Source organism: Bacillus sp. FJAT-27986 (assembly GCF_001685035.1).
Taxonomy (GTDB): domain Bacteria; phylum Bacillota; class Bacilli; order Bacillales; family Pradoshiaceae; genus Pradoshia.
This window is the reverse complement of sequence record NZ_MAYV01000015.1, coordinates 66,989-92,326: the sequence shown is the minus strand read 5'-3', so window position 1 is coordinate 92,326 and position 25,338 is coordinate 66,989. Positions and strand designations below refer to the sequence as shown.

Below are 25,338 nucleotides of genomic sequence, written 5' to 3'. Positions count from 1 at the left end.
ATCATTTTAATAAATCGACAACTCGTTCGCTGGATTTCCCATCGATATCATCAAAAAAGTACTCTCTAAACGCATCTAGCTTTTCTGTATGAAACTGCCTGCTTTTTATCGTACTAATCAATTCTTCCTCAGTTCTAACCAGAGGACCTGGAATAAATGATTGATAGTCATAATAAAAATCTCTTTCTGACGTATATTCTTCCATGTCTGGAGCATAGAAAATCATAGGTTTATCCAATAATGCATATTCAAAACATACAGATGAATAGTCTGTAATCAGAAGATCTGTAATCAACAATAAGTCATTGATCTCACTATAAAATGAGAAATCATAAAAAAAAGAACTATACTTAAGCGGTATCTCCCATTTTTCCTTAACAAATGGGTGAATCTTAAACAAGAATATATATTCATCATGAAATGCCTGATAAATTTTATCCAGATTCAGATATTCCAACGGGTAATAAGCAGATTGTTGCCCAGGACCCCGAAAGGTTGGTGCAAATAAAATAACCTTCTTATCTTTAAGAAAAGGATATTGCTCATAAAGCTCACTTCTCTTCTTAGTTTTATATTCCTGATCAGAAAATATATCAGTTCTGGGAATGCCTGTAGCGACAACTTTACTTTCTTCAATTCCAAATCCTTCAGCATAATGCTTTGCGACATTTTTGGAACTGACAATTGCTTTAGTATAGTTTTTATGGTTTAACGAATCCGGATCAGGGCCTCCCGGCAAACCAACACGGCTAAACCCGAATTTTTTAAATGCTCCTACTGCATGCCAAAGCTGAATCAGCTCAGCGCCTTCTCTGATTTTCAATGGGTATACCATTGGGTAAAAATCATCAAGTATGATGTATTTCGATGTTGCTAAATCATAGGATAGCTTCAGAATTTCCTTACAGGTTTTCTTTGCTGATGTCCCCTCTTTTAACATATATCTATAAGTGAAACCTTTATTTTGCCTTTGCAATTCATCAAATACAAAACGAAAATTACCCTCCATTTTTGTTCGACTATCTGAGGCAAATAAGATTTTCTTTTTATTAATTGGCAAGATAGTAAATACCCGATAACAAAATCTAAATACATAGGTAGAGAAAAATCGATTAAAAATTCTCCCCTTATTCTCTTTGAATTTTGATGTTATTCTTAGAAGTAAATTTGATTTCTCCAAATAGATCACTCACTTTTATCTATAAAACTAACTTATACACGCTTTATTTTTCTTTACTTGCTCAATAAGTGTTTTACAATTCTTTCGCTGGCTCTTCCATCTGTATAATCAAAGAACTCCTGCTGAAATTCCTCAATTTTAGTAATATTATAGCCCTTTTCTTTAATCCAATTAGCTAACGGCAAAGTTTCTGTAAAAAATGGGCCAGGTATAAAGTCAAGATACGGATAATAAAAATCCCTCTCTTTTAAATACTCTTCCAAATCATCCGCTATAAAAGCTATAGGACGCTTCAACAGACTATAATCAAAAATAACAGAAGAATAATCCGTAACTAAAATGTCTGCTAAAACTAATAACTCTTGAATATTATATCCCTTTTTCATGTGGATTACGAAATCACTATATTGTTCAATACCACTTAAATGTAATTTCATATAGGGATGTAAATGAATAATAAAAGCATATTCATCACCAAGTTTTTTCCTCATCAATTCCAAATCCACAGGCATAGTAAACTCTTCCTGATAATGGCTTTTACCACGGAAAGTGGGGGCGTATAAAATTAATTTCTTTCCATCCAACTGTGGATATTGCTGATAAAAACGAATCCTAAGCTTTTTATGCTCTTCATGATTATAAAAATAATCCGTTCTCGGTACTCCCAAGGGAAATATTTGTTCTTCAGGCATATTAAAAGCTTCAGCATAAGCTGGTATTACTTTTTCAGAACTGACATAAACTCTGGAGTAATTGGAGTGTACCTTGACTGTCTTTAAATAATCCTCGCTGGGTCCAAAATCCTTACCGATTGTACTCCAGCCAAACTTTTTAAAGGCTCCGGCAGCATGCCAAAGCTGTACAAATTCAGAACCATTTCGCGGTTTAACTACGTATATAGGAAAATAAAAATCATCTACAATAAAAAAGCGCGAAGTCGCTAAATGAAAACTTGCCCGGATTAGATGAAAGAAATAAGAGACTTTCCCTCCAATAGAGCTATTAAACTTTTTCGCCAGAACAAACCTTTTTTTCCGCGGATCATTTCGATCTATTTCGTTTGCTATGTAGGATAAATTACCTTCCAATTCATTAGAACGATACGTAGCAATGGTTATTTTATTTGGATCAACCTTAAAAAAAAGAGAAGACAAAGCATAAGCAAATTGAATACTATACTTTGTTAATAACGTAGGTATCATCTTCAAATGCTTCATACTTTGCCTTCCTGCCTTCCAATATTTAAAAATTATATTTTCCATTCCATAACTGTCTTACCCCAAGAAGAAGTCAGATCCTTTTCAAATGCAGATAAAATATCCCCAATTGTTTTAACCTCTTGCACTTCTCCAACTAAAGTACCCAAATAGTCAACAACATCCGGGTTTTCTTTTAGAAAGTTTACTGTTCTCACAAAATCTTCACGTCCGCTGCGGCTGCTTCCAATTAGTGTGATTCCTTTTTCCAAAATCATTCTTGTATTAACCTCAACTGGGAACTCAGATACCCCCATTAGAGATATAGAACCTTCCGGATGAAGGTGGTCGATCATCTGGTCAATCGCATATTGGCTTCCTTTCCCACCAACACATTCAAATGCATGATCAATTCTCAAATCTTCCGGGATTTCATCAATTGTATAAACTTCATCCACGAAGGAGAAGTTGTCCAATTTATATCCGGTTTTACCGAAAATAATAACTTTACAGTCTTTGTACATTTTTTTAAGGAATAGAGTCGTAATGAACCCAAGGTTTCCATCTCCCCATACGCCAAATACATTGCGGCGTTTATGAGACCGACTCTCAAATCTGGATAAAACATGAGTTGTAATGGTCATCAATTCCGTAAATGCAACAACATACGGGTCAATTCCTTCTGGTAATTCAACAATGCGGTCCCGTCCCATAAAGACATAATCCTGCATGAATCCATCATAGCCACTTGAACGGAATTTGCTGGAACGCAAGTAGTTCTCACCAATTACTTCATCTTTCTCTGTCGGTGTGTTAGGTATCATAACGACCATTGTACCATTCTTAATTTCACCCTTAGGATCGTAGACGACCTTACCTATAGCTTCGTGGATTAAAGCCATTGGCAGCTTTTTCGCCATTGCTTCTTTCCCTCGAGATCCAGTATAGTATCGTTGGTCAGCAGCACAAATAGATAGATGCGTTGGTCTAACTACAACAAAATCTTCATGGTACTGTAGTGAACGATCATTATAAGCTACTTCAAATTGCCTAGGAGATACAAGTCTATATACCTGATTAATCATTGTTTATTCGCCCCTGTATAATAGCATTAGCAACTTTCAAATCATATGGAGTAGTAACCTTAATATTAAACACTTCGCCTTTAACGATCTTTACTTTTTCGCCTTTTAATGCACAGATTTTACAAGCATCTGTTAATATTCGTTTTTGCTCATCTGTTAAAGAGTTATAGTGTTCAGTCAACATTTTGATATTAAAGCTTTGTGGAGTTTGCCCCTGATACATGGTATCACGGACTGGGATGTCTGAAATAACTTCTCCATCCTCTGATTGGATGATTGTATCTATTGCTTCAATTACTGTATCAACCGCACCATATTTAAGACTGGCATCAATGTTCTCTTCAATAATCCGATGAGTTAAAAATGGACGTACAGAGTCATGAGTAATAATGACATCATCGTCATTGATCCCAAATGTCTTCTCTATATATCGAATACCACTCATAATGGATTCGTTTCGGTCTTTACCGCCTTCTACTACTACAATAAGGTTATTTTCACCGATAAATTTTCTGATGATATCTTTAGTATGGTTAATCCATTCTTTAGGTGTAACGACCAAAATTTTATCGAAGCGATCATTTAGCATAAATTTTTCAATTGTATGGATGATGATGGGCTTATTATTTAAAGGTAAATACTGCTTAGGCATATTCGTATTACCCATACGAGTGCCTTTACCACCTGCTAATATTTCTGCATAAATCATGACCTTACCTCATTTCTTTTTAAATTCAATATATGACAAAAAAGATTAAATTTCACCATTAGATTACGTTATAAAAATCCATGTAAACTATACACTTTTTCTAGTACCTTTTCAAGTATGCCCCTGCTAGCCCCTCTAAATCGACACACTTTATTCATTACTATACTAATTACCATACCATATAACTTATGTCCTTTGACATGCATAAACACATTTAACTATTACCAAGCAGGTTAAAGAAAAGGAACACGCTAAACAAAAACCTCCAAACCAGTTACCACCAGGCTGAAATATAAGCAGGTTAAATAACTAGTATTGGAGGTTTTGATATTCATATTAAACTACCACTTTATCGATAAACCGGTACATCGTATAGTAAGTTATATTGCGTTAAGCTGGCATACATTTCAGCTATTTTTCTTGTTTGTTTGACAGCCCAGCCAACATCAGATGCATATTGATGCGTAGCATATCCGTATTTAATCATTCCGTCTGGATTCCATCTCATTTTATAAAGAGTATTTTGTCCAGCGTGAATGTAATTCTTCGATACAAATGCCGCACCGCCTACAATGGCTTTTTCTATAGTCGTCCATCCTTGATTATAAGCATACTCTGCACCTTTATTATTAGCATCTCCATCAAAAGCTCCAATGCCGTATACATTGTACACCGTAACGCCATTATACTTGATTCCTGTTGCCAACGGACTAGTCCCATTTCCAGTTTCCAATAATGAATGGCTTATTAAATACACTTCGTTAATATTATGCGTCTTAGCAGCCTGTATAAAGGAGGATGCCTTACCAGCCAATACTCCTCTGCCCTTCAAAATTGTATTGTTAACTTCTGTCGCATTAGTTCCTGCCGGAGAAGACAGAACTAAGAACTGATAAAAGCTAGTAGAGGCCGCAGAGAAATTCTTTGGATCCATATAATAACGCACCTGCTCAGCAGTTGCATCAAAAAAACCTGGATCTGAAGCTCTCTCTATTGAGGTTATAAAATTCGTATATTTCGATAAGACCCCGGTAGTATCTGTTTGCGGCGGGGGATCAGTCAGCCTCATCTGCATTGCTACTGCTTGATCTAAAGTAATGGAGTACTGACTTAACTGTTCAGCACTTACATCAACCTTACGAATGTAAATATCCTGATACTTGCCATTTACCGTTATCCCGGTCACATACCAATTTGGACTGTAATCGTAATATTTTAATATTGTTCCTTTATTATATTTCCGTAAAACTTTAGAGTTAGTTGATGGTAATTGGTAAACATTTGTTGGTGATGTTTTTGCGATTCCCTGCAAGACTGCAGATTGTCTATCGGCTTGCTCTATATCTGCTTTATTAATATAAATAGTTGTTGCTTTTCCATTTACTGTGATAGTTGATTTATACCAATTAGTAGTATAATCATAGTATTTTAAAATGGTACCGGAAGAGTATCTTCTTAATACATTTGCATCTCTTGATGGTGCAGAATACACATTAGTTGGTTCCTTCAGTGCAATCCCCTCACCTTTTGTCGGGTTAGCAACAGGCTGCTCTATATCACTCTTTTTAATATAGATTGTCGTCAAGTTCCCTTTAATGGTGATGTTTGAACGGTACCACCCTGTTGTATAGGTATAATACTTTAATACGGTTCCTGCCGGATAAGTCCGGAGAACCTTCCCGCCTGTTGATGGTGACGCATACACATTAGTAGGATTTTTTACAGCAACTCCCTCGCCTCTTACGGGGTTACTTGTCGGAAGTTCTATGTCATTCTTATTAATATAAATCGTTGTCAGTTTTCCGTTGACCGTGATATTAGATTTATACCATCCTGAAGTATAGGTATAGAATTTCAGTATGGTACCAGAAGCATAAGTTCTAAGAACCTTCCCATCTGTTGTTGGTGATGCATACATATTAGTTGAGGTTTTTAGTGCAACTCCCTCACCTCTTACGGGGTTGTCCGTAGCTTGTTCAATATCTTTTTTGTTTATATAAATCTTAGTTAATTTACCATTTACAGTAATATTAGACCAATACCATTCTGTTGAATGTATATAAAATTTAAGCACTGTGCCTTTTGAATAGGTTCTAAGAACATTGGCACTCGTAGATGGAGTGGAATAAACTTTTGTGGCATTTAGTGTGACACCCTCGTAGACAGCAGAACTAGCTGCTACTGCCAGTTTACTCTGATTATTGCTTGTCTGCTGTTCTTCTGGTTGTTCCTCTTCAACTACTGGGTTCTGCTCTACAGTTTGTTGTTCTTCAGCAATTGGTTTGTCCTCTTCCTGATTGGATGGAACTTCTTCTTCAACCATTTCTTCCTCGGATGGAAGTTGGTCTACATTGGGTTCTTTTACTTGCGGTTTTTCTACTTGAGGATTTTCTTTCTGAATTTCATCATCCTGCATTTCTTGAGCAGGTAATTTAATATTTGATTTTTCTATATAACCCTTCCATATCTCACTCTTTTCTGGAATGCTATATTCGACAAGAAAAAAGCTTTCATCATCTTCATTTATCACAGTTACTTCCGTATTGTTTTGTAACTGAGTCAGAATCTCGCTCTCTTGATTATTTTCCTTATAAAGATTTACAGTACCACTCTCTTCTTCTGTGAATATGGTAGCCGTAACTCCTTCAGTATCCTTAGTTATCTCCTCGGTTACAGTTGCCAGCACCTGATAAGGCAGTAATGAAATAACCATACTCAGAATAACTAAATATATAGGTATTTTTTTTATAGCTGTCATTATATCTCCTTCTATATTAATTTCTCAGGTTGAGTAAATAGTTTAGCTCGTATGTATTTCTGCTTCACATCCTGAAAGTATAGTAAACAATCCTCCTTTTCTATCAATCAAATTACTTTTAACCCTTATAATAGGATATTAAATCCAAAAATACGCATATACTAAACTAGTCATATTTTAACAAACTACCAATATAATTTGTACCCTTTTTAGCAAAATTTGTCGAAAAATAACATATTAAGACTATTTTGGTTTTTAAAATATTTAAGTAAAGTTTTCTCTATGAAATTTCATAAATACTAAGCAATCTCCCTACTCCGATAATACTTTTCATAAACAAAAAGAAGCCGAGCGTCATAGCTCAAGCTTCTTTTTTACGTTTAGAATCAGTAAATCAAAAATCTAAAAACTGAGGTGTAATAAGGATAGAATTAATGTTGTGAACGAATACCACCGCATCAATATCATTTTTATTGATATATTCCTTAACAGTCATATGCTTATAGTGCCTTAAATCCAAAACTCTGGTTTCCTCAAAATGGGAAGGGAAAAATTGAATCATCGCATTAGCATAAGAATCTTTAAGGACTAATACCCTTTTGCCATTTTGCACGTTAGGATTTCGAATAATCCCTTCTGGCACATCTCCAGAGAAATAACTAACATATCGATTCGTATATACATCTTCTTTTTTTAATACCTCTTCATTAAAAAGAGGCTGATTACTTTTACCCCTATAGGATATTTCAAGCGGTTTTTCTTCTGCTTTTTTCTCCACTACCGTAATCGTGTCTACTTTGGAAATATTGCTTTTGCCTACCTTCCTCGCTTCAGAACCATAAAAAGAGGTAGTATCCTCCTTCCAACTATAGGCTGACATCGGTAAAGGTTGTCCAATATCAGCCAATCGTTCATTCATATTTGTTATGATTTCACTGTAAGCATAGTAGGCTGCCTTAGGCTTCCAATGATGGTCAGTATAAAAATACATATCTTTTTCATTCATATGCGGCTGAATAGCCGATCTCAAATCAAGAAAATTTACATCAGCAGAAAAACCTTTGGATAATTCATCAGACAGCTTATTAGCATTACTCTCTATATAATCCGGCAATTGATGCTCCATTATCGTTGTCTTATTAGGAGCCAGCGCAAAATAGACAGGTACACCTTTTTCCTTTAATCCAGCAGCGAAGTCATTGATCTTCTTATTTACATGTGTAATGGATTCATCCGTATTATCCGGCGCCACAGTGCTAATTAGATATCCATCATTGTTCATATAAACATCCTTAAAAAGACGTTGTCCAAAAACTTTATGACTGACAAGTGAATTGGTTTCTATCCAATGATTACGTAAAGGGAAATTATCATTATAATAATCCTCAAACCTGCTGAAATATTCGCCGGAGGTCAAAGTCTCTACATTTAAATCAGGTCGCTTCTCTAAAGTTCTTCCTTCCATTTCTGAACTCACACGATCCTGGTCTAACAAAGACCATATACCAAAAATAGAAATCAAACATAAGAAAAATATTGCTATAAAATATTGACTTGCTTTTTTTTCCATGCGATTACTCCTTTAAAAGCGGAAATAAATAAATGGGTTAAAAGTATTTGAAACAACATAGGTAACTGATAGGACAAATATAGTTACATAATAGACAGCTGACAACGTTTCTCTGCCGCCAATCATCATTTTAGATGATGTAAACACTGCTTTCTCTTGTATTAATTTAAATATAGGTGTTGCAGCTATAATAGCCATTAAAATAATGATGCCATATTCAAAGGTATAATATTTCGCTTGAAGATCCCATAGGCCTATACCATTAAAGCCAAACATGGTCTGTATATAAGCAAATGCATAATCAAAAGTTTCTGATCGGAAGAAAACCCAACCAATAACTACAATAATCAAGGAATATACATGTTGCAGGAAAACTGGAATCCTTTTCAATAGTTTTCCAAGAAATGCTCTCTCCATCATAATAAATAAACCGTAATATAATCCCCAAGCTATAAAGGTCCAGCTCGCACCATGCCATAATCCTGTGGCAAACCAAACAATTAAAAGATTCCTATATGTCGTTAGATTGCCGTTTCTATTTCCACCCAGCGGGATATACAAGTAGTCCCTAAACCATGATCCTAAAGATATATGCCATCTTCTCCAAAATTCAGCAATGGACTTTGAAATATATGGATAGTTAAAGTTCTCAAGGAATTCAAAACCAAACATTTTCCCTAATCCAATAGCCATATCCGAGTATCCTGAAAAGTCGAAGTAGATTTGCAATGAATAGGCAATAATTCCAATCCAAGCTAGCCCAGTTGACATTTCCGAAGGATGCAAGGCAAATATTTGATCAGCTACTAACCCACAGTTATTAGCTAGCAACATTTTTTTTGCCAATCCGATAATGAATCTTTTTACACCTTCTGAAAATTTATCGAAGTTTTCAAACCTTACTTTAATCTGATCTGCCACTGTTTGATAGCGAACAATAGGTCCGGCAATCAATTGTGGGAACAAAGCAATATATAGAGCCATATTAAGAGGGTTTTTTTGCACATCCCCATCTCTTCGATAAACATCTATTACATAGCTCATTGCTTGGAAAGTGAAGAAAGATATACCGATTGGTAATGGAATAGTCGGAATTGAAATAGTAGTATGAAGAATCTCATTTATGCTATCCACAAGGAAGTTGGCATATTTAAAAACTCCTAATAATAATAGGTTGCACGCAACCATAATTCCCATTATCCATTTAACCTGAGTCTTTTTGTCTCTTTTAGCGTCTACAAATAAGGCAAAAAGATAATTCATTATAATGGATATAATCATAATGATTACAAATTTAGGTTCACCCCACGCATAAAAAAACAAACTAGCAGCCAGCAGTACGATATTCTTCAGTCCTGGCCGAACCAAAAAGTATAAAATTAAAACTAGTGGTAGGAATAAGAATAAAAAAACAGTCGAACTGAATAACATGTGCTTACCTCTCTTTATCTTGGCAATAAAATAAAAACCAAAAAAAATCATATCATATTTAACGAGATTAGAATACACATAATTATACCAATATGTTACATATACCTTCGTATAGCATTAGCCTTACTCTCTTAGCTCGCTATATTCACCCTTTTGATATGCCAAGTAGCTAAATAATGAGGCGCTTTTCCTTGCTAATGTCCCATAAATGACACATAGTAAGTAATACTTCCTCTCTTAGCCAAGTCTCTAAATAACAATTTCTTCTAGTTTACCGCCATTTACTAACATTGATGATTTTTAATGAAATTTCCTTTTTAATCTCCTGTAAAGTAAAATATAAAAGAATTATCTTTAGAAGGGCAGAAATACTTATGAAGAAGAATATTGTATATATAGAAGGTATACCTTTTCACTCATCGACAATGCAGGAGTTTGTTCACTCGGAGATAAAGGATAGAATTGATAGAGAGGAAAAAACCTTTATCGTTACTGCCAATCCTGAAATTGTCGAGTATGCACGCAGTCACACTGATTACCGTAAGATTATCATGCAAGCTGACTATATCACACCTGATGGAGTTGGCATTATTATGGCTTCTAAAATTCTCAACAAACCATTAAAAGAAAGAATAACCGGCTATGATATGATGCTTGAATTTTTTAAAATGAATACAAAACGGCCTATACGCATATATATGCTTGGAGCTGAAGCAGAAGTAATTGAAAATTGTGCCGAGAAAGTCAAGGCATCCTATCCAAATGTTGAATTAGTTGGATACCATCATGGCTTTTTTGATATAGATGACAATCAATTTGCTACGGAAATCAGCGCTTTAAAACCCGATCTCGTTTTACTTGGCATGGGCTTTCCCCGTCAGGAAAACTGGATCACCAGACATTATGATAAATTTAATAAGGGACTCTTCGTTGGTATTGGCGGAAGCTTTGATGTTTTTTCCGGCAAACTGAAAAGAGCACCTGAATTTTGGATTAAGCTGAATCTTGAATGGTTGTATAGATTGCTCAAGCAGCCAAGCCGCTGGAAACGGATGCTTGTTCTACCATTATTTTTTTTAAGAGTTTTAAAACATAAATTTCTTAAATGAGATGAAAGGGAAATATTATTCCCTTTCTTTTCGTTTTGTTAATTTCTTACACTTCTCTATCATTGTTTTATAAATTTAACTAAGAATTAGGTGTTTAAAAGTTACATATTTTGTAAAATAACTAGAGGGAAATCAATTTTTAGTAGAGGTTTTGACATAAACCGTATATAATTGATAGTTGAGGTTGATATATTTATACAACTATTTCAATCTACTATATTTACTACAATCTGGTTTAAAAATAATCATATTGGGTATTTATATTCAGACTTATAAGATAGAGGGTGGACAATTTGTTAATTGCAGCTTTTTTAGTTGCCGTATGCCTAACCATACTCATCACCCCATTTGTAATTAAATTAGCGCATAAAATAGGAGCAACCGATGCTCCCAATAATAGAAAAGTGCACATAAAAGTGATGCCAAGCATGGGCGGATTAGCAATTTTCCTCAGCTTTATTATAACGCTTCCGATTTTTTCACCGGAAATTGCCCGTTCAGACACATTTTCAGCCATGTTTTTGGGTGCAGCTGTCATTTTAATTCTTGGTATATTTGATGATAAATATGAATTGGATGCAAAAGTGAAGTTAATCGGGCAAATTGCTGCCGCTTTAATTATTGTTATTGTCGGCGATATCCAGGTTAACTATATTAATACACCGTTTGGGGAAACGATTGAATTTGGATTTATGGCTATCCCAATCACTGTCATTTGGATTGTAGGCATCACGAATGCCATTAACCTAATTGACGGATTGGATGGATTGGCAGCAGGTGTTTCAACAATAGCTTTATTAACCATCTCCGCAATGGCGATCTTTAGAATTGGCGATATATTCGTTGCCATGATTGCTTTAATTCTTGCTGGAAGTACATTAGGATTTTTGAAATTCAATTTCTTCCCAGCTAAAATATTCATGGGCGATACAGGAGCTATGTTCCTTGGATTTATGATATCAGTACTATCCCTATTAGGATTTAAAAATATTACGGTAATTTCCTTAATCATACCGATTATAATATTAGGTGTACCAATTTCTGACACGTTTTTTGCAATGGTACGGAGGTTCCTTCAGAAGAAACCATTGCATGCGCCAGATAAGTCTCATTTACACCACTGCTTATTGCGATTAGGCTATTCCCACAGAACCACTGTACTGATGATTTATGCAATGGCTGCTGTCTTTGGACTGGCCGCTTTCATCTTTAGTATGGCCACACTATGGGGCGGAATATTCTTCAGTTTTATTCTGCTTATAGCACTTGAATTGATGGTCGAACGAATTGGCCTTCTTGGCGATAATCATAGACCATTGCACAAACTTTTAGCATTACGTTCAGCTGATTCAAAGGAAAGATTATAATAGAAATTGATAAAGCTGCCATACAAATTAATGGCAGCTTTTTTTATGGGAACTTATTCAAAATGGGTATTAGTAGTTTCTAATAAATATCTCAAACAAGCCGTTTCTTCTTAATTTCATTCATGCTCAGCTAAAAAGATCAAAGGAAATCTTCACTCTATAAATGCTAAAACCCCGAATTCTTTAACAGAATTCGGGGTTTTATTAGCAAATTAATCTTCACTCAATTATAACTGAATCATTAGGAATGGATTCTGTTTCTGCATCCTTTTTATAATCAAGATGAGCTTGGAGCTCCTGTTTAATATTTTCCAGGGATTGCTCGTCTAACTCATAATAATACGTACCTCCAATATAAGAATCCTGACCTTTCAGATTAATAGATTCGATTTGAAGGTTAGATGCAGCTAGCACATAGCTAGAGAAGCTCTTCATTTCTTTGAAGGTCATATTGGTTTTCATATTTTTACCGATACCTTCAATGACATCAGCATATTTCGTAATCGATTTAGCTGAAGCTGCCTTGTCAATTATAGCTGTCAGAATCTCCTGCTGGCGTTTACCACGCTCAATATCACTGTCTTTCTTTCTTGTTCTGGCCAATGCCAAAGCTTCTTCACCGTTTAATGTTTGCAAACCTTCTTCAAGGGTGATTGCACCTTGCTCATCATTTGAGTTCTGCTCTGAGAATGTATAAGGCACATTAACTTCGATGCCTTCCAATGCATCAACTACATCAACAAAGGCATTAAAGTTCATTTTCACGTAGTAGTCAACTGGAACATCCAGTAATTCTTCGACTGTATCGATTGTATATTTTACCCCGCCATATGCATGGGCATGAGTGATTTTTGAATAGTTATCTTTCCCAGGGATGTATACATATGAGTCACGCGGTATACTTAACAATTTAACTGTTTTTTCTTTATCATTGAATGTAGCAAGCATAAGCGCATCTGTTCTGGAACCTTTTTCATTATTGCGCACACTGCTATCATCTACTCCCATAAATAATACGGATACATTATCTTTAGCAGGATTTACTCCCCGTCCATCGTTTGCAAAATTTTCATCATATGATTCAGAGAGTACATTTTGAGCCTTCACATATAAGTAACCTGCATAACCACCAGCAACTAAAATAACAATAAGAATAGGAAATAAGATGACCGCTGCAATGCGTTTCTTATTTTTCCGTCTACGCCTTACCTTGCGCATATTTTGCCTATTTTGCATTGGTTTTCTCCTTTTATATATATTAAAAAACATAGAAGTCATTTTCAGTCTTACATCATTGTACCCTTTTTCTTATATTGCGTAAATTAATTTTTTCTCCCAAAAAAAGGGTATTACTCTAAATCTCATCAATATAATTCAAAAAAAGACACTAGAATAAACCACTCTAGTGTCTTTCCATTTTTATCAAATTGGCTGACAGTATATAACGCTGCGGCGCATCCCCTATATAATCAAACGGATAACACGTAGTGACTGTCAGAACAGGACGTGACTTAGGCACAATAACGGTCCGATCATCTGCATCTACAATTCGGACGCCAAATACTTTATAGGTAAAAGTCCCAGCCTTTGTTTGAACAATCAATTCATCGCCTTTACCAACCTGCCCGAGTTTACGAAATACTGTATCACGATGGCCAGATAGAACTGAATTATCTTTCATTCCAGGTAGTACACTGTCTGAATAGTGTCCTACACCCTTTTCCAGTTCATCTTCATCTGTTCCTTCAATAATCGGGAGATAAGCTGATATCTTCGGAATAATTAATTCACCGAATTCTTCACCCGTTTTTGGGTAAACTTTATATAAACCATCTGATTGATCCGTATCTTCTGACACAGAAACCGGTGCAGACTCGGGAGTCTCTTCGACTATTACCGGCTCAGGCGCTTTTGCCGTTATAAGAGGCAGACCATACTTCACTATCATGCCAGCACCTATGAAGATCAGAATGCCGGCCAAAAGCACCACTATTCTTGCTTTAGGAATCATGCAACATCCTTATTTTTCCGACGGAAGAATAATAGTCCGGCTCCTGCTGCCAAGGCTCCTATTCCTAGTAATACACCTTCAGCATAATTGCCGGCTGTATTAGGCAATTTACCGCCACTAATTGTTTTATTAATGGCTTTTCCTTCTTTATTCTCGATTTTCCCTGCCTTATTCTCCACCAGTGGCTTTGGAACTGTCTTAACCGGTTCAGTAACCTTATCAATTAAATCAGAACCAAACATTTCTGCTGTAATAATCATGTCTGCAAGTAATTCACCTTGTTTATTATAAAGCTCGATTAGCAGATCTGCACCATTAGTTGATTCAAGTACCATAAGTTCATCAATGGAAATCGCCTTTTTGCTGCCATCTTTCGTTAAATGAAATTTAGCTTTCATTTGGTAGATGTCCAAAACTTCATTAAACAAAGCTACAATCTCTTTCATCTGTGCGTCAGTTAACTCTGAAGAACTCTCAAATTCCGGTAAATTATCTGCTCGTTTTTCTAATTCCAGGAGTTTCTCCTCAAGCGCAGGATCGTCAAAATCTATGGCAGAGATGTGTTTTTCTAAATTCTCTAACTCTTGCCTATCAATTCCGAATTCAGCAAGCCCTTCTAATAATGCATCAATAAACATATAACCTAAAACAGCTGCTTCAAGATCTTCAAGGTATTGATAATTAGATAAGCTGTCTCCATTGCTGGTTAGCAATTCATTTAATTCCTCTAAAGTCATTTCGTAATCCACAAGCCATTGTTTCAAGGATCCATCTGTTATTTCAGTGCCCTCAAACTCTTCCCAGCTTAATGCATGTTTTAAAATATTTATAAAAATATAGGTGTCTTCAATTGATTTAGATTTGTCATAACCATCCTGGTATTCCAATTCAACCATCAATTCATCCCTGCTGGAAAATCCGTATGTTTCCATAAGCTCATTCAAATTTTCTTCAGTTATTTTTTCACCCAATTCTACTTTCAAATCATCAATTGAGTTATATTCTGTATATTCTTTACCGAGGTATGTAAGTATGAGTTCTTCTAATGTATCTGGTGAAATCCCCTCTGCTTCAGCAAAATCCCCAAAATCTCCTTCATTAATTTCAGCCAAACCGACCACTGGCTTTATTACTGTAAATAACAGTATAAAAGCAACTAAAGACATAACTATCCGTTTCATCTTTTTCCCCCCATAAAGTAATGTTACAAAAATATTACACTCCAAATTTAGTATAGTACTAATTAGAAAATATTACCACACGTTTTTTTATTAAATGACACATTCGTATATATTATTCTTACATTTAAGGTTAAAATAACCATATAATACGTTATAATTTGTAATATTATATTTTTCAAGGAGGAATCTAGTTTTGCTGGGTACAAGAAGACAGATCTATTCGCCCCTACATGTGAATAAAAGAACGAGATTCTCTATTTGGCTTTCCATTATTACTATATGTTTTGTATTTCTCCTACCGTTAGCACTCATGATTGTGTGTGAAACTTTAGTCAGAAAAGACCTAAATTTATACACACTCGGTCAATTTTTTGATTTAAAGACGAAAGCTTTCCTATTAAACTATCTAATTTATTTTTCTGTCATTAATCTATTCTATATACTTCCACGTAAATTATATTATGTTACTTCTCTAGTCATAAGCGGTTTATTCATTCTCTTTACGATTGCTAATCAAATGAAACTTGAATTGCGAAATAGCCCCATTATGTTATCCGATATGAGTCTTATAAAGGAATTGCAGGGGTTAGATAATCTAGAATTACCAATGAAACCTATTATATTGGGACTTGTAATTTTAATTGTCGGAATACTGATCATCTACTTCTTACCAAAAGGGAAAGAATTTTGGATTCCCAAGACTCTACTGTTTACTGGTTCATTCGTTTTTCTCCTTATATTATGGAATGAGAAGCCAATATCTCCAATGGCCCAGGCAAATCTTTGGTATACTCGTTGGCGACCGGAGCTCGGCATCAGTGAAAACGGCTTAATAGGCAATTTCACTCTCTTTGCAAAGAAGGCACAAATCCAGCCACCTACAGGGTATTCTGAAGCAAAAATTAAAGAGCTTGCTGAAAAATATCAACCTGAAACGAAGAAGCAAACTATCGATGAAAACGAAAGACCAAATGTGATTTACATCATGAGTGAAGCTTTTGTTGATCCATATATTTGGGGTAAGCAATATTTCACAAAGGACCCCACTCCTAATTTCAGGAAAGCTTTCGAGGAATCGTTGCACGGTTTTATGTATTCGCCCGAGTATGGCGGAGGAACGGCAAATGTCGAATTTGAGGCGGTAACTGGTTTGAGCAGACAATTCCTCCCGGGAGATGATGTGGCTTATAATCAATATTTAAATCATCCAGTTCCATCAGTTGCAAGAGTATTTGACGAAGCAGGATATCACACAACAGCGATTCACGCTTTCAAGAACTGGTATTATCAGCGTTCCACCGCTTATAAAAACCTGGGTTTCGATCGGTTTATATCCGGTGATTTTATGAATCTTGATTTCCCGTTCAATAGTGGGAATGGCTATCCATCCGATCGACATATGAATGATTCTATTTTAAAAATTGTAAAGGAAAATAAAAATCCTTCCTTTATACATGCCGTTGGACTTGAAGGCCATATGCCATATCCAAGAGAAAAAAATGGTTCCCCTTTTCTTGATAAAGCGAAAATGAAAATGGCTACTTATGAAACCTTTGGTACCTATGTGAATAAATTAAACAGTGTGGACAAAGATTTGGGCAGACTGTTGGGGGAACTAAAAAAACTGGAACGACCAACCATTGTTGTCTTTTGGGGTGACCACTTCCCTGGGTTCACACCCTTTCAAACAGTGTACGGAGAAGAAGGATTAAATTTTACATCCAGTCTAAATGGAAGTTTTGAGGATTGGATGAAACTTCATAAAGTCCCTTACTTCGTTTGGAACAGCAAGGATAATACACCGGTGGAACAAGATGTAACACCAAATATGTTCAGCCAAATTGTTACAGAAATGGCCGATATCGAAGGTAATGCGGTTACAAACTTGTTGACACAGGTCATGGAGGGCGGAACCTCCTATTTCCCATATAAGCAATTTACAAAAGAAATGGGAGACTATACGAATGAGATGAAGGATTTAGAAATGCTCCAATACGACATGCTTCACGGCAAAAGGTACTTTACGAAGACTGCCTTAGCAACAAAGGATAAATCCGATTATCTCGTTGGATGGATAAAAAAACCAAAAATTAACATAACTAAAAGTAATGGAGAAATACTGATTCATGCAGAAGGAATACCTAAACACGCTAAGCTATTTGATGAATCCGATGAGGAGCTAGAGATTACTTGGAAGAAATCAGATGAGGGTACCTCTACTTTTAAGGTCAAAGGAAAACCAAAAAAGGTCTATTTTGAGGTACAGGATGATCGTAAAACATCCCTACTACAAACAAAGAAATATTCTGTTAACTAATGACCCAAATGAACCCCCTCATTATTTCAGAGGGGGTTCATTTAATAGCGATTATATGCCGCTTTTCACTTTTACTCTCGATTTTCTTTTTAAAAAGGTAATAATCGATTCTTTTTTGTATTTTTCAAGTTCTTTATGGTACTCTTCCTTAGCCAAATTAATTATTACCTGTAATTCCTCGGAAACTTTCATTTCATTTAATAAATTTTGAGACAATTGTTCATTTTTTTCTTTCAAATCATCATGATGCTTAAAGATATCTTCCAATATTTTATTCACGGTGTGATCGTTAATATGGTTGGCAAACACAATCCGATGCAATTTTAATAAAAAGTTATGATAATAATCCTCTGTGTAGTGAACATAAAATGGTCCCCACGGATGTTCATTATATGTATGATATTTTTTATCATTTATTTCAATAACTGATACAGGATAATGATCAATTACATATTGATCAAGCTCGTCCCAGCACTGATTTAAAAGCTGTACGTTTTCTTTTTTGACACGCCCACACGTTGCTAAATCAACTAATGTACCATTATCATTGAGTATACTTACATTCCTAGCTTTATGTATTATGACATGACATTCAGGCAATCTCTCATTTAAAAAAGCGAACAACTTATCGACACTCTGTTTCCACTTCAATAAATATTCTTCCGTATTGTCTATTATCGTAATCCTCTCGTTGGCACCCTTCTCTTTTAATCTTTTATAGTAGGGTGTTTTCCATAATTTCCAGCGATTATCCGTAATATATTGGTCAGTCTCCAAAGAAATTACCCCAAAGTGAATATCAGCGAAAAAATCAACAATTAAATAGGTTGGCTCCAGCTTAATTAAATCTGCAAGGAAACTCTTTGAAAAATCCGTCTCTACATTCCATCTGTCATAATCATTTAATTCACCAATGTCATTCTCAGTATAAATCAACGGGGAAGACATCAAGCTAATAAGAGATGTTTGATTTTGCGTTAAAATACACTCATAAAACTCTTTATAGTTTGGATTGAACTTTGAGTTAAAATTATCTCTCGTCGCACAGCTACCTAAAACTGCTACTTTTATATTATCCATAATCGACTCCTTTTGCACATCTCGATAAATGAATTTTATCATAAAAAGTTCGCCTGTTATATAACAATTCTGTATATTTTATATAATTTCAACCATGCAATATCTAAAAAATCACCTAAAATGAATATTCCTCGTAATTCCTAACCGTCAACCGATATGAACTTGTGTTTCCGATAGTATCAGATAAGTAAACTTTCATGGTTATCTTTAATTTTTACTTTTTGACAGAAACGGAGAAGCTACCAATTTATTCGCTTTCCCTTTTCCTATTAATTTATTGTTGACATTCAACACGACATTCGCATATGGTTCTGTCGTACCTTTTACCTTAGTTGAATTGGGCGAGAATTTATTAATATTGATTAATTTAGGCGCCGTTTTATCCTTCACAATCGTTTTGGTGGCCGGACTCTTATTTCCTGTTTTATCAGTGGCCTGAATGAAGAGTGCCATTCCACCCCTTTGGACTAATTTGATGGTCACTTTAAAACTTCCCACACTGTTTGCATTGCCTGATACCAGTTGAACATTCCCCTTACGAACAGAAACTTTTGTGCCGCTTCTGCCTTTCCCTGAAGGATTTTTCTGTTATTACCGATACCGCTAATCTTTGGAGCAGCAGGTGGTGTTGTATCTTTGACCTTCCTCTTAACAGGCCAGCTTTCATTCCCTTTTTCATCGACTTGCTTAATAGAAACAATTGTATCTCCCTTTTGGGGAGGGATATTAATCAACTGATTAAATGTCCGGTCTGAGATTAACTGCTTTTCAACTTTCGTTTTTCCTGTAATGATAATTTTACCCTTAAATGCTTCTTTAAACTGTATACGAATAGCCTTATCTTTATCGGTTAGTTGGCTGACCACCGGGGTGGAAAGCAACCGGTATTTCAGGGCATTCGCCACATTTACCCTGCCCGCTCCATAACTGGTATCTTTCCCCCTTGCCCCAAGGTCATCCGCTGTAGACGCCAACCGATATGTCACCTGCTCATTCGTTAATTTGGGCTCCTTTGATAAAATCAATGCAGCCGCCCCTGCCACAATAGGAGAAGCCATTGATGTTCCGCTCATTGACCCGTATTTATTATTAGGAAGAGTAGATGTAATCTCTGAACCTGGCGCAGCAAGGTCTATCGAAGTCCCATAATTAGAGAAATATGACTTTTTATCAAACTTCGTTGTAGAACTGACAGATAATACATTTTGCAATGCTGCCGGGAAGGTTGGTCTGGTAGTTTGATCATTGCCAGCTGCCGCGACAATTAAAACGTCTTTTTTATAAGCAGCCTGAACAGCATCATTAAGTGCTTTTGAGACATCCTGAGGCTCATGTTAATCACATCAGCACCTGACTTGACCGCATATTGAATCCCTTTAATGATATCGGATATATAGGCATCATCGTTCACAAAAACATTGACTGGCATAATTCTCACGTCAGGGGATACTCCTGCACCGCCTATTTTATTATTACCAACTGCAGCAATCAAACCAGCTACGTGCGTACCATGTTCCCCAACAGGCATCTTTTTGTTGGTATTTGCCATAATATCAAATGGCTTAATAATATTAGTAGAAAGATCCGGATGCTTTAGATCAATCCCATTATCAATCACCGCAACGATTGTTTGCTGAGAACCTTTTGTCGTATCCCAGGCTTGCCCTGATTGAATGGCATTATGATGCCATTGTTTATTAAGTAACGGATCATTCGATAATCCATCCAGCGTTACTTTATAATCAGGCTCAGCATAGAGAACCCCAGGATTTTTCTTTAACTCCTTCAAAAATGCAGCCATTGATTTACTATTTGGCTTTTGAAGCGTCATGAGGTTAGTCTTCTTTTCTAGTATCGAACTTCCGTATTGAAGCAATAACCCTATCAGTCGTTTCTTTGCTATTTTTCGAGTTTTGTATAGCTGCTTCGACAGGAGTTAACGGCGCCAACACCCATGCGATAATGCTCAGCGCCACTATCATTCTTTTCATTCTACTGCTCCTCTTCTCACTTATATAAATATATAATTCGACCAATTTCACCATTATTTCCTATAAACTCACATAGTTCTTTTTTATCATAAAAATAGAAAAAGTTCCCAAAACCCCTTCCTTGTGTTACCATATTATAGGAGATACTTTCAAAGGGGGAGTCCAAAATGAAATCAAAAGCTGTCGCATTCGCTGCCGTCGCCATACTTTCTGCAACATATGCAGGATCTGCATCTGCCGATTCCAATTCATATACAATAAAAAAAGGAGATACCTTGTCGGCTATTGCCAATAAAAGCGGAACAACTGTAGCTGCTCTTAAACAAGTAAACCAACTAAAATCCGACTTGATTTATCCCAACCAAGTATTAAAGATTATATCTACTAGTCCTACCAAACCGGCAACAACTAAAAAGACCGCCCAAGCCAAAATTCCTTCCCAGACAAGCTCTGCTAAAACATATAAAGTTGTATCAGGAGACAGCCTCTCTAAGATTGCAGCCAAGTATAAAGTCTCCATTAACAATCTAATAGAGTGGAATAATCTAAAAAGCACCATTATTTATCCTAATCAGGTGCTTAAAGTTTCAAGGACTACAGCGGTTATTAATCAACCAGTCACTACATCCCCTAAGTCCCCCTCTACCTCAAAAACTACAGTGTATGTCGTGAAGAGTGGCGATAGCCTAAGCCAAATTGGAAAAAAGTACGGATTAACGGTAGCCAAGCTAAAAACCCTTAACAATCTTAAGTCCGATTTAATTTATGTTGGGCAGAAACTAAAGGTGGCAGTTGTAACTTCAAACAATCCTTCCAAACAACCTGTCGCACCTAAATCTCCAGCTCCATCAACGAAAACAACATACTCTGTCAAAAGCGGGGATACGTTGGGGAAAATCAGTCAGCAAAACGGAATGACAGTGTCACAATTAAAATCCTTAAACAACCTTAAATCAGATATGATTTATGTGGGGCAAAAACTAAAGTTATCAGGTACCTCTGCAAGCAATCCAGCTCCAAAACAAGATGATGTTGTAAAGGATGATTCAGGTAGCCAAATCGGTAATTCTACTTTCACTAACAAGCTAATCGCAGAAGGCAAAAAGGTTATTGGAACCCGGTATGTATTTGGCGGAACTAGCCCATCAGGCTTTGACTGCAGTGGTTTTATCTATTATGTATTTAATAAGGCCGGATATGATATTAATCGCTACTCAGCAGCAGGCTATTATGACCGTTCTTATTATGTAGATAATCCGAAGCCGGGCGACTTAGTATTTTTTGAGAATACCTATAAAAAGGGAATCTCTCATTTAGGGATTTATATAGGAAATAATCAGTTCATTAACGCAGACAATAGCGGGGTCAGAATTGTAAGCTTAAGTAATTCATATTATAAGAAGCACTTTTCTAGTTTCAAGAGATTCTATTAAACTCAGGATCCAGCCTAATTGTTAGGCTGGATTTTTTTATTACATTATAGGTACTCTTAAATTAATATTAATTAATAAAAGGACTATATGTAATTTCTTCGTTTCAATCATATATAAATATTATATAATATAAATAGATTGTTATATTTTGTAGAAAACGGGGAGCTATATGAGAACAGATAGAACAAAAAAGAAAAAGATGAAAACGTGGAAGAAAATCGTTTTGGGAATTATAGGGATATTTGTTTTAGTTGGCGGTGTATTTGCCTTTACGGTGTATCGTTCCTTCGACAATGCGTTAGACGCAATGCATGATCCTATCGATCGGGATGGTTCTAAAAAGAGGGTAGAGAAGGTCAGCTTGAAGGATAAGACACCTTTTTCTGTACTTTTATTAGGTGTAGATGAAAGAGAAGGCGATAAGGGCCGCTCTGATACGATGATTGTTCTGACGGTAAATCCAATCCTCGAATCAGTCAAAATGGTAAGTATCCCTCGTGATACCAGGACGGAAATTATCGGAAAAGGAATAGAAGATAAAATCAACCATGCATATGCCTTTGGCGGTGTCGAAATGTCTATGGATACAGTAGAGAACTTCCTTGATATTCCGATTGATTATTATGCACAAGTTAACATGGAAGGATTTAAAGATATCGTCGATGCTGTTGGTGGTGTCACTGTGGTAAATGATCTTGATTTTACTTATGAGGGGCAACACTTCGCAGAAGGAACTCTTAATTTGAATGGCGAACAAGCCCTAAAATACTCACGAATGAGGTATGAGGATCCACGCGGTGATTTCGGGCGCCAAATGAGACAAAGGCAAGTTATCCAGGCAGTCCTTAAAGAAGGCGCCAGCCTTTCTTCTCTAACCCGCTTTGATGGTATTTTTGACGCACTCGGTAATAATGTAAAAACCGATATTAGCTTCTCTCAAATAGTCAGCATTCAGCAGAATTACAAGGAAGCTACTAAGTCATTAGAACAGCTGCAGCTTGAAGGGCAAGGAACGAAAATAAATAAAATTTATTATTATATTCCTTCCAACGAATCTCTGACAAACCTTCAGGATACGTTAAAGAAACATTTACAAATCAATAAGTAAATAAAAGAAACGGATTAAGCAGCTAGCTTAATCCGTTTTATCATTTATAGATATTTTTGATTTCCGATTTAATTTCTTCGATGAATTCCTGGGCAGTTAATGTTTCATCAGTTGTACCACGATTGTAGGCATTTTTGATTAGGTCCATAAATGCTCTTACCTGAGTATCCTCAGTCTCTCTGTATTTTAGTTCGTTTGTCATTTCACTTTTCTCCTCCAAAAACCATTACCTAATTATACAAATTAATCTATATATTGTAAATAAGTGAAAGATTTTGACACAGAAAAATAATACTGATGAAACAATCATTTACTTAGATGACAAAAAATCCAACGGTCTTTCATTTCTTTCCCTTTTATAATAGAGAATGGCCTCGACAATACGTCTGGATGCTTCTCCATCTCCATAAGGATTGGATGCTTTCGCCATTTTGGCATGTGACTTTTCATCTGATAAAAGCTCATTTGCCATATTGAAAATAACATCCTCATCTGTACCTGCGAGCTTCAATGTACCGGCTTCTATTCCTTCCGGCCGCTCTGTCGTGTCTCTTAATACCAATACCGGAACCCCAAGAGATGGAGCTTCTTCCTGAACACCGCCTGAATCAGTCAGGATTAAATAGGATCTGGATGCAAAGTTATGAAAATCTATCACATCCAACGGTTCGATTAAATGAATACGCGGATTTTCACCCAAAATTTCAGCTGCCAGCTCTCGAACGACAGGGTTTAAGTGGACAGGATAGACCACTTGAATATCCTGGTGAACTTCAGTCAAATGCTGAATGGCTTTAAACATATTACGCATCGGCTGACCTTGATTCTCCCGGCGATGAGCGGTCATTAAAACAAGACGGGCTTCGCCCACAGCATCTAAAATAGGATGGGAATAGGATTCTTTTACGGTTGTTTTCAATGCATCAATCGCTGTGTTTCCGGTGATAAAGATTGAATCCTCCGGTTTATTTTCATTTAACAAATTGAGTTTGGATTGATAGGTAGGTGAAAAATGCAAATCACTTAAGACTCCAGTAAGCTGTCGATTCATTTCCTCAGGATATGGAGAATATTTATTATGTGTCCGCAAGCCTGCTTCGACATGCCCAACCGGGATAGACTGATAAAACGCTGCAAGGCTTGCTACGAATGTTGTGGTGGTATCACCATGGACAAGCACAATATCCGGTTTAACCTCCCCCATTACCTCGTGAAGCCCTTCAAGTGCACGGGTCGTAATCCCTGCCAATGTTTGTTTATCTCTCATAATATTCAAATCATAATCCGGCTGAATATCAAATATATCAAGTACCTGATCAAGCATTTGACGATGCTGGGCTGTTACCGTAACAATCGTTTCAATTTGCTCTGAATACTTTTCTAACTCTTTAACCAAGGGAGCCATTTTAATCGCTTCCGGCCTTGTACCAAAAACAGTCATTACCTTTATTTTATGAGCCATCGGAACTCTCCTTTTTTCGACAATCAATAAGCGTTGAACTCAAAACTCCAAGTTAGTTCATATATCCTATACTAACAAGTAAGCATCATTAGAACAAAGGAAATATTAAAAAACATCCTCATATTACCATATATATATATTATAGATAATAAACTCCATTATTAATATAATCTTTCGCTATTCTCTATTACCCTGAATCATAAACATTATTCCAGGAACTAATAGGCATAATTTACAAATTTCGGTTTTATTCATACACAAATTAATGGTCAGTTAATATTCCTGAAAAAACATCCTACCTCTATCTCATCAACTATATCGAACAGGCTATTTCAGACGCTAAAAAACTT

Annotated in this window: 20 protein-coding genes and 1 pseudogene; 5 read left to right on the top strand and 16 right to left on the bottom strand. The window is 36.0% G+C overall.

Annotated elements, in window-relative coordinates:
* Window position 1: 1 nt before the first annotated feature.
* The 7 genes from A8L44_RS11410 to A8L44_RS11380 all read right to left on the bottom strand — a co-directional run bounded on the left by A8L44_RS11410 (window position 2) and on the right by A8L44_RS11380 (window position 9,929).
* Window positions 2-1,189 (bottom strand): CDP-glycerol glycerophosphotransferase family protein, encoded by a 1,188-nt coding sequence (locus tag A8L44_RS11410; RefSeq protein ID WP_077248101.1) that lies wholly within the window; start codon window positions 1,187-1,189, stop codon window positions 2-4.
* A 44-nt stretch (window positions 1,190-1,233) separates the two neighbouring features.
* Window positions 1,234-2,397 (bottom strand): CDP-glycerol glycerophosphotransferase family protein, encoded by a 1,164-nt coding sequence (locus tag A8L44_RS11405; RefSeq protein ID WP_066106837.1) that lies wholly within the window; start codon window positions 2,395-2,397, stop codon window positions 1,234-1,236.
* A gap of 32 nt (window positions 2,398-2,429) precedes the next feature.
* Window positions 2,430-3,461 (bottom strand): ribitol-5-phosphate dehydrogenase, encoded by a 1,032-nt coding sequence (locus tag A8L44_RS11400; protein WP_066105961.1) that lies wholly within the window; start codon window positions 3,459-3,461, stop codon window positions 2,430-2,432.
* Window positions 3,454-4,170, bottom strand: a complete 717-nt coding sequence (locus A8L44_RS11395) for an IspD/TarI family cytidylyltransferase (protein WP_066105957.1) — start codon at window positions 4,168-4,170, stop codon at window positions 3,454-3,456. The genes A8L44_RS11400 and A8L44_RS11395 overlap by 8 nt, the downstream gene beginning before the upstream one ends.
* A gap of 349 nt (window positions 4,171-4,519) precedes the next feature.
* Window positions 4,520-6,928 carry a glucosaminidase domain-containing protein gene (locus A8L44_RS11390; RefSeq protein ID WP_066105954.1) on the bottom strand — a complete coding sequence of 803 codons (2,409 nt, stop codon included), beginning with the start codon at window positions 6,926-6,928 and terminating at the stop codon, window positions 4,520-4,522.
* 394 nt (window positions 6,929-7,322) lie between these two features.
* Entirely contained in the window at window positions 7,323-8,498 is a 1,176-nt protein-coding gene (locus A8L44_RS11385; RefSeq protein WP_066105951.1) for a DHHW family protein, read from the bottom strand.
* Between the two features lie 12 nt (window positions 8,499-8,510).
* On the bottom strand, window positions 8,511-9,929 hold the full coding sequence (locus tag A8L44_RS11380; protein WP_066105948.1) for an MBOAT family O-acyltransferase: 1,419 nt from the start codon (window positions 9,927-9,929) through the stop codon (window positions 8,511-8,513).
* Between the two features lie 374 nt (window positions 9,930-10,303).
* Between A8L44_RS11380 and A8L44_RS11375 the strand changes: the two genes are divergently transcribed.
* Both A8L44_RS11375 and A8L44_RS11370 read left to right on the top strand, forming a co-directional pair.
* Complete coding sequence (locus A8L44_RS11375) at window positions 10,304-11,038, top strand: WecB/TagA/CpsF family glycosyltransferase (protein ID WP_066105945.1); 735 nt, start codon at window positions 10,304-10,306, stop codon at window positions 11,036-11,038.
* Window positions 11,039-11,331: 293 nt separating this feature from the next.
* On the top strand, window positions 11,332-12,405 hold the full coding sequence (locus A8L44_RS11370) for a glycosyltransferase family 4 protein (RefSeq protein WP_066105942.1): 1,074 nt from the start codon (window positions 11,332-11,334) through the stop codon (window positions 12,403-12,405).
* A gap of 219 nt (window positions 12,406-12,624) precedes the next feature.
* Here A8L44_RS11370 and A8L44_RS11365 read toward each other — a convergent pair whose 3' ends face one another.
* The 3 genes from A8L44_RS11365 to A8L44_RS11355 form a co-directional block, all read right to left on the bottom strand.
* Window positions 12,625-13,641, bottom strand: a complete 1,017-nt coding sequence (locus tag A8L44_RS11365; protein WP_066105937.1) for an LCP family protein — start codon at window positions 13,639-13,641, stop codon at window positions 12,625-12,627.
* 166 nt (window positions 13,642-13,807) lie between these two features.
* Window positions 13,808-14,353, bottom strand: coding sequence for a class D sortase (locus tag A8L44_RS11360; protein WP_139063853.1), 546 nt, complete (start codon window positions 14,351-14,353; stop codon window positions 13,808-13,810).
* A gap of 59 nt (window positions 14,354-14,412) precedes the next feature.
* The gene (locus tag A8L44_RS11355) at window positions 14,413-15,597 is read right to left on the bottom strand and encodes a processed acidic surface protein (RefSeq protein WP_066105933.1); all 1,185 of its coding nucleotides are present in this window, start codon (window positions 15,595-15,597) and stop codon (window positions 14,413-14,415) included.
* A gap of 193 nt (window positions 15,598-15,790) precedes the next feature.
* Between A8L44_RS11355 and A8L44_RS11350 the strand changes: the two genes are divergently transcribed.
* A complete protein-coding gene (locus A8L44_RS11350; RefSeq protein WP_066105930.1) occupies window positions 15,791-17,914 on the top strand; it encodes an LTA synthase family protein in 2,124 nt (707 codons plus the stop codon).
* Between the two features lie 51 nt (window positions 17,915-17,965).
* Here A8L44_RS11350 and A8L44_RS11345 read toward each other — a convergent pair whose 3' ends face one another.
* The 4 genes and pseudogenes from A8L44_RS11345 to A8L44_RS18995 form a co-directional block, all read right to left on the bottom strand.
* The gene (locus A8L44_RS11345) at window positions 17,966-18,994 is read right to left on the bottom strand and encodes a DUF6270 domain-containing protein (protein WP_066105925.1); all 1,029 of its coding nucleotides are present in this window, start codon (window positions 18,992-18,994) and stop codon (window positions 17,966-17,968) included.
* A gap of 207 nt (window positions 18,995-19,201) precedes the next feature.
* Window positions 19,202-19,516, bottom strand: coding sequence for an Ig-like domain-containing protein (locus A8L44_RS11340; protein WP_254654718.1), 315 nt, complete (start codon window positions 19,514-19,516; stop codon window positions 19,202-19,204).
* Window positions 19,474-20,795: pseudogene (locus A8L44_RS19240) on the bottom strand (S8 family peptidase). Before A8L44_RS19240 ends, A8L44_RS11340 begins: the two are co-directional and overlap by 43 nt.
* A 34-nt stretch (window positions 20,796-20,829) precedes the next feature.
* On the bottom strand, window positions 20,830-20,985 hold the full coding sequence (locus tag A8L44_RS18995) for a hypothetical protein (protein ID WP_175354288.1): 156 nt from the start codon (window positions 20,983-20,985) through the stop codon (window positions 20,830-20,832).
* A gap of 167 nt (window positions 20,986-21,152) precedes the next feature.
* Between A8L44_RS18995 and A8L44_RS11325 the strand changes: the two genes are divergently transcribed.
* Window positions 21,153-22,418 carry a C40 family peptidase gene (locus A8L44_RS11325; RefSeq protein ID WP_066105911.1) on the top strand — a complete coding sequence of 422 codons (1,266 nt, stop codon included), beginning with the start codon at window positions 21,153-21,155 and terminating at the stop codon, window positions 22,416-22,418.
* A 169-nt stretch (window positions 22,419-22,587) separates the two neighbouring features.
* Window positions 22,588-23,526, top strand: a complete 939-nt coding sequence (gene tagU / locus A8L44_RS11320; RefSeq protein WP_066105910.1) for a polyisoprenyl-teichoic acid--peptidoglycan teichoic acid transferase TagU — start codon at window positions 22,588-22,590, stop codon at window positions 23,524-23,526.
* A gap of 40 nt (window positions 23,527-23,566) precedes the next feature.
* Here tagU and A8L44_RS18990 read toward each other — a convergent pair whose 3' ends face one another.
* Together A8L44_RS18990 and wecB are read right to left on the bottom strand one after the other, a co-directional pair.
* On the bottom strand, window positions 23,567-23,728 hold the full coding sequence (locus A8L44_RS18990) for a hypothetical protein (protein ID WP_175354287.1): 162 nt from the start codon (window positions 23,726-23,728) through the stop codon (window positions 23,567-23,569).
* A gap of 108 nt (window positions 23,729-23,836) precedes the next feature.
* Entirely contained in the window at window positions 23,837-24,988 is a 1,152-nt protein-coding gene (gene wecB, locus A8L44_RS11315) for a non-hydrolyzing UDP-N-acetylglucosamine 2-epimerase (protein ID WP_066105907.1), read from the bottom strand.
* Window positions 24,989-25,338 lie beyond the last annotated feature (350 nt).

Excerpts from the sequence above, each read along its gene's own strand:
- tagU (WP_066105910.1), top strand. The coding sequence starts at position 22,588 with ATGAGAACAGATAGAACAAAAAAGAAAAAGATGAAAACGTGGAAGAAA.
- A8L44_RS11385 (WP_066105951.1), bottom strand. The coding sequence starts at position 8,498 with ATGGAAAAAAAAGCAAGTCAATATTTTATAGCAATATTTTTCTTATGT.
- A8L44_RS11380 (WP_066105948.1), bottom strand. The coding sequence starts at position 9,929 with ATGTTATTCAGTTCGACTGTTTTTTTATTCTTATTCCTACCACTAGTT.
- A8L44_RS11360 (WP_139063853.1), bottom strand. The coding sequence starts at position 14,353 with ATGATAGTGAAGTATGGTCTGCCTCTTATAACGGCAAAAGCGCCTGAG.
- A8L44_RS11405 (WP_066106837.1), bottom strand. The coding sequence starts at position 2,397 with ATGAAGCATTTGAAGATGATACCTACGTTATTAACAAAGTATAGTATT.
- A8L44_RS11375 (WP_066105945.1), top strand. The coding sequence starts at position 10,304 with ATGAAGAAGAATATTGTATATATAGAAGGTATACCTTTTCACTCATCG.
- A8L44_RS11345 (WP_066105925.1), bottom strand. The coding sequence starts at position 18,994 with ATGGATAATATAAAAGTAGCAGTTTTAGGTAGCTGTGCGACGAGAGAT.
- A8L44_RS11325 (WP_066105911.1), top strand. The coding sequence starts at position 21,153 with ATGAAATCAAAAGCTGTCGCATTCGCTGCCGTCGCCATACTTTCTGCA.
- A8L44_RS18995 (WP_175354288.1), bottom strand. The coding sequence starts at position 20,985 with ATGAAAAGAATGATAGTGGCGCTGAGCATTATCGCATGGGTGTTGGCG.
- A8L44_RS11390 (WP_066105954.1), bottom strand. The coding sequence starts at position 6,928 with ATGACAGCTATAAAAAAAATACCTATATATTTAGTTATTCTGAGTATG.
- A8L44_RS11365 (WP_066105937.1), bottom strand. The coding sequence starts at position 13,641 with ATGCAAAATAGGCAAAATATGCGCAAGGTAAGGCGTAGACGGAAAAAT.
- A8L44_RS11395 (WP_066105957.1), bottom strand. The coding sequence starts at position 4,170 with ATGATTTATGCAGAAATATTAGCAGGTGGTAAAGGCACTCGTATGGGT.
- A8L44_RS18990 (WP_175354287.1), bottom strand. The coding sequence starts at position 23,728 with ATGACAAACGAACTAAAATACAGAGAGACTGAGGATACTCAGGTAAGA.
- A8L44_RS11400 (WP_066105961.1), bottom strand. The coding sequence starts at position 3,461 with ATGATTAATCAGGTATATAGACTTGTATCTCCTAGGCAATTTGAAGTA.
- A8L44_RS11355 (WP_066105933.1), bottom strand. The coding sequence starts at position 15,597 with ATGAAACGGATAGTTATGTCTTTAGTTGCTTTTATACTGTTATTTACA.
- wecB (WP_066105907.1), bottom strand. The coding sequence starts at position 24,988 with ATGGCTCATAAAATAAAGGTAATGACTGTTTTTGGTACAAGGCCGGAA.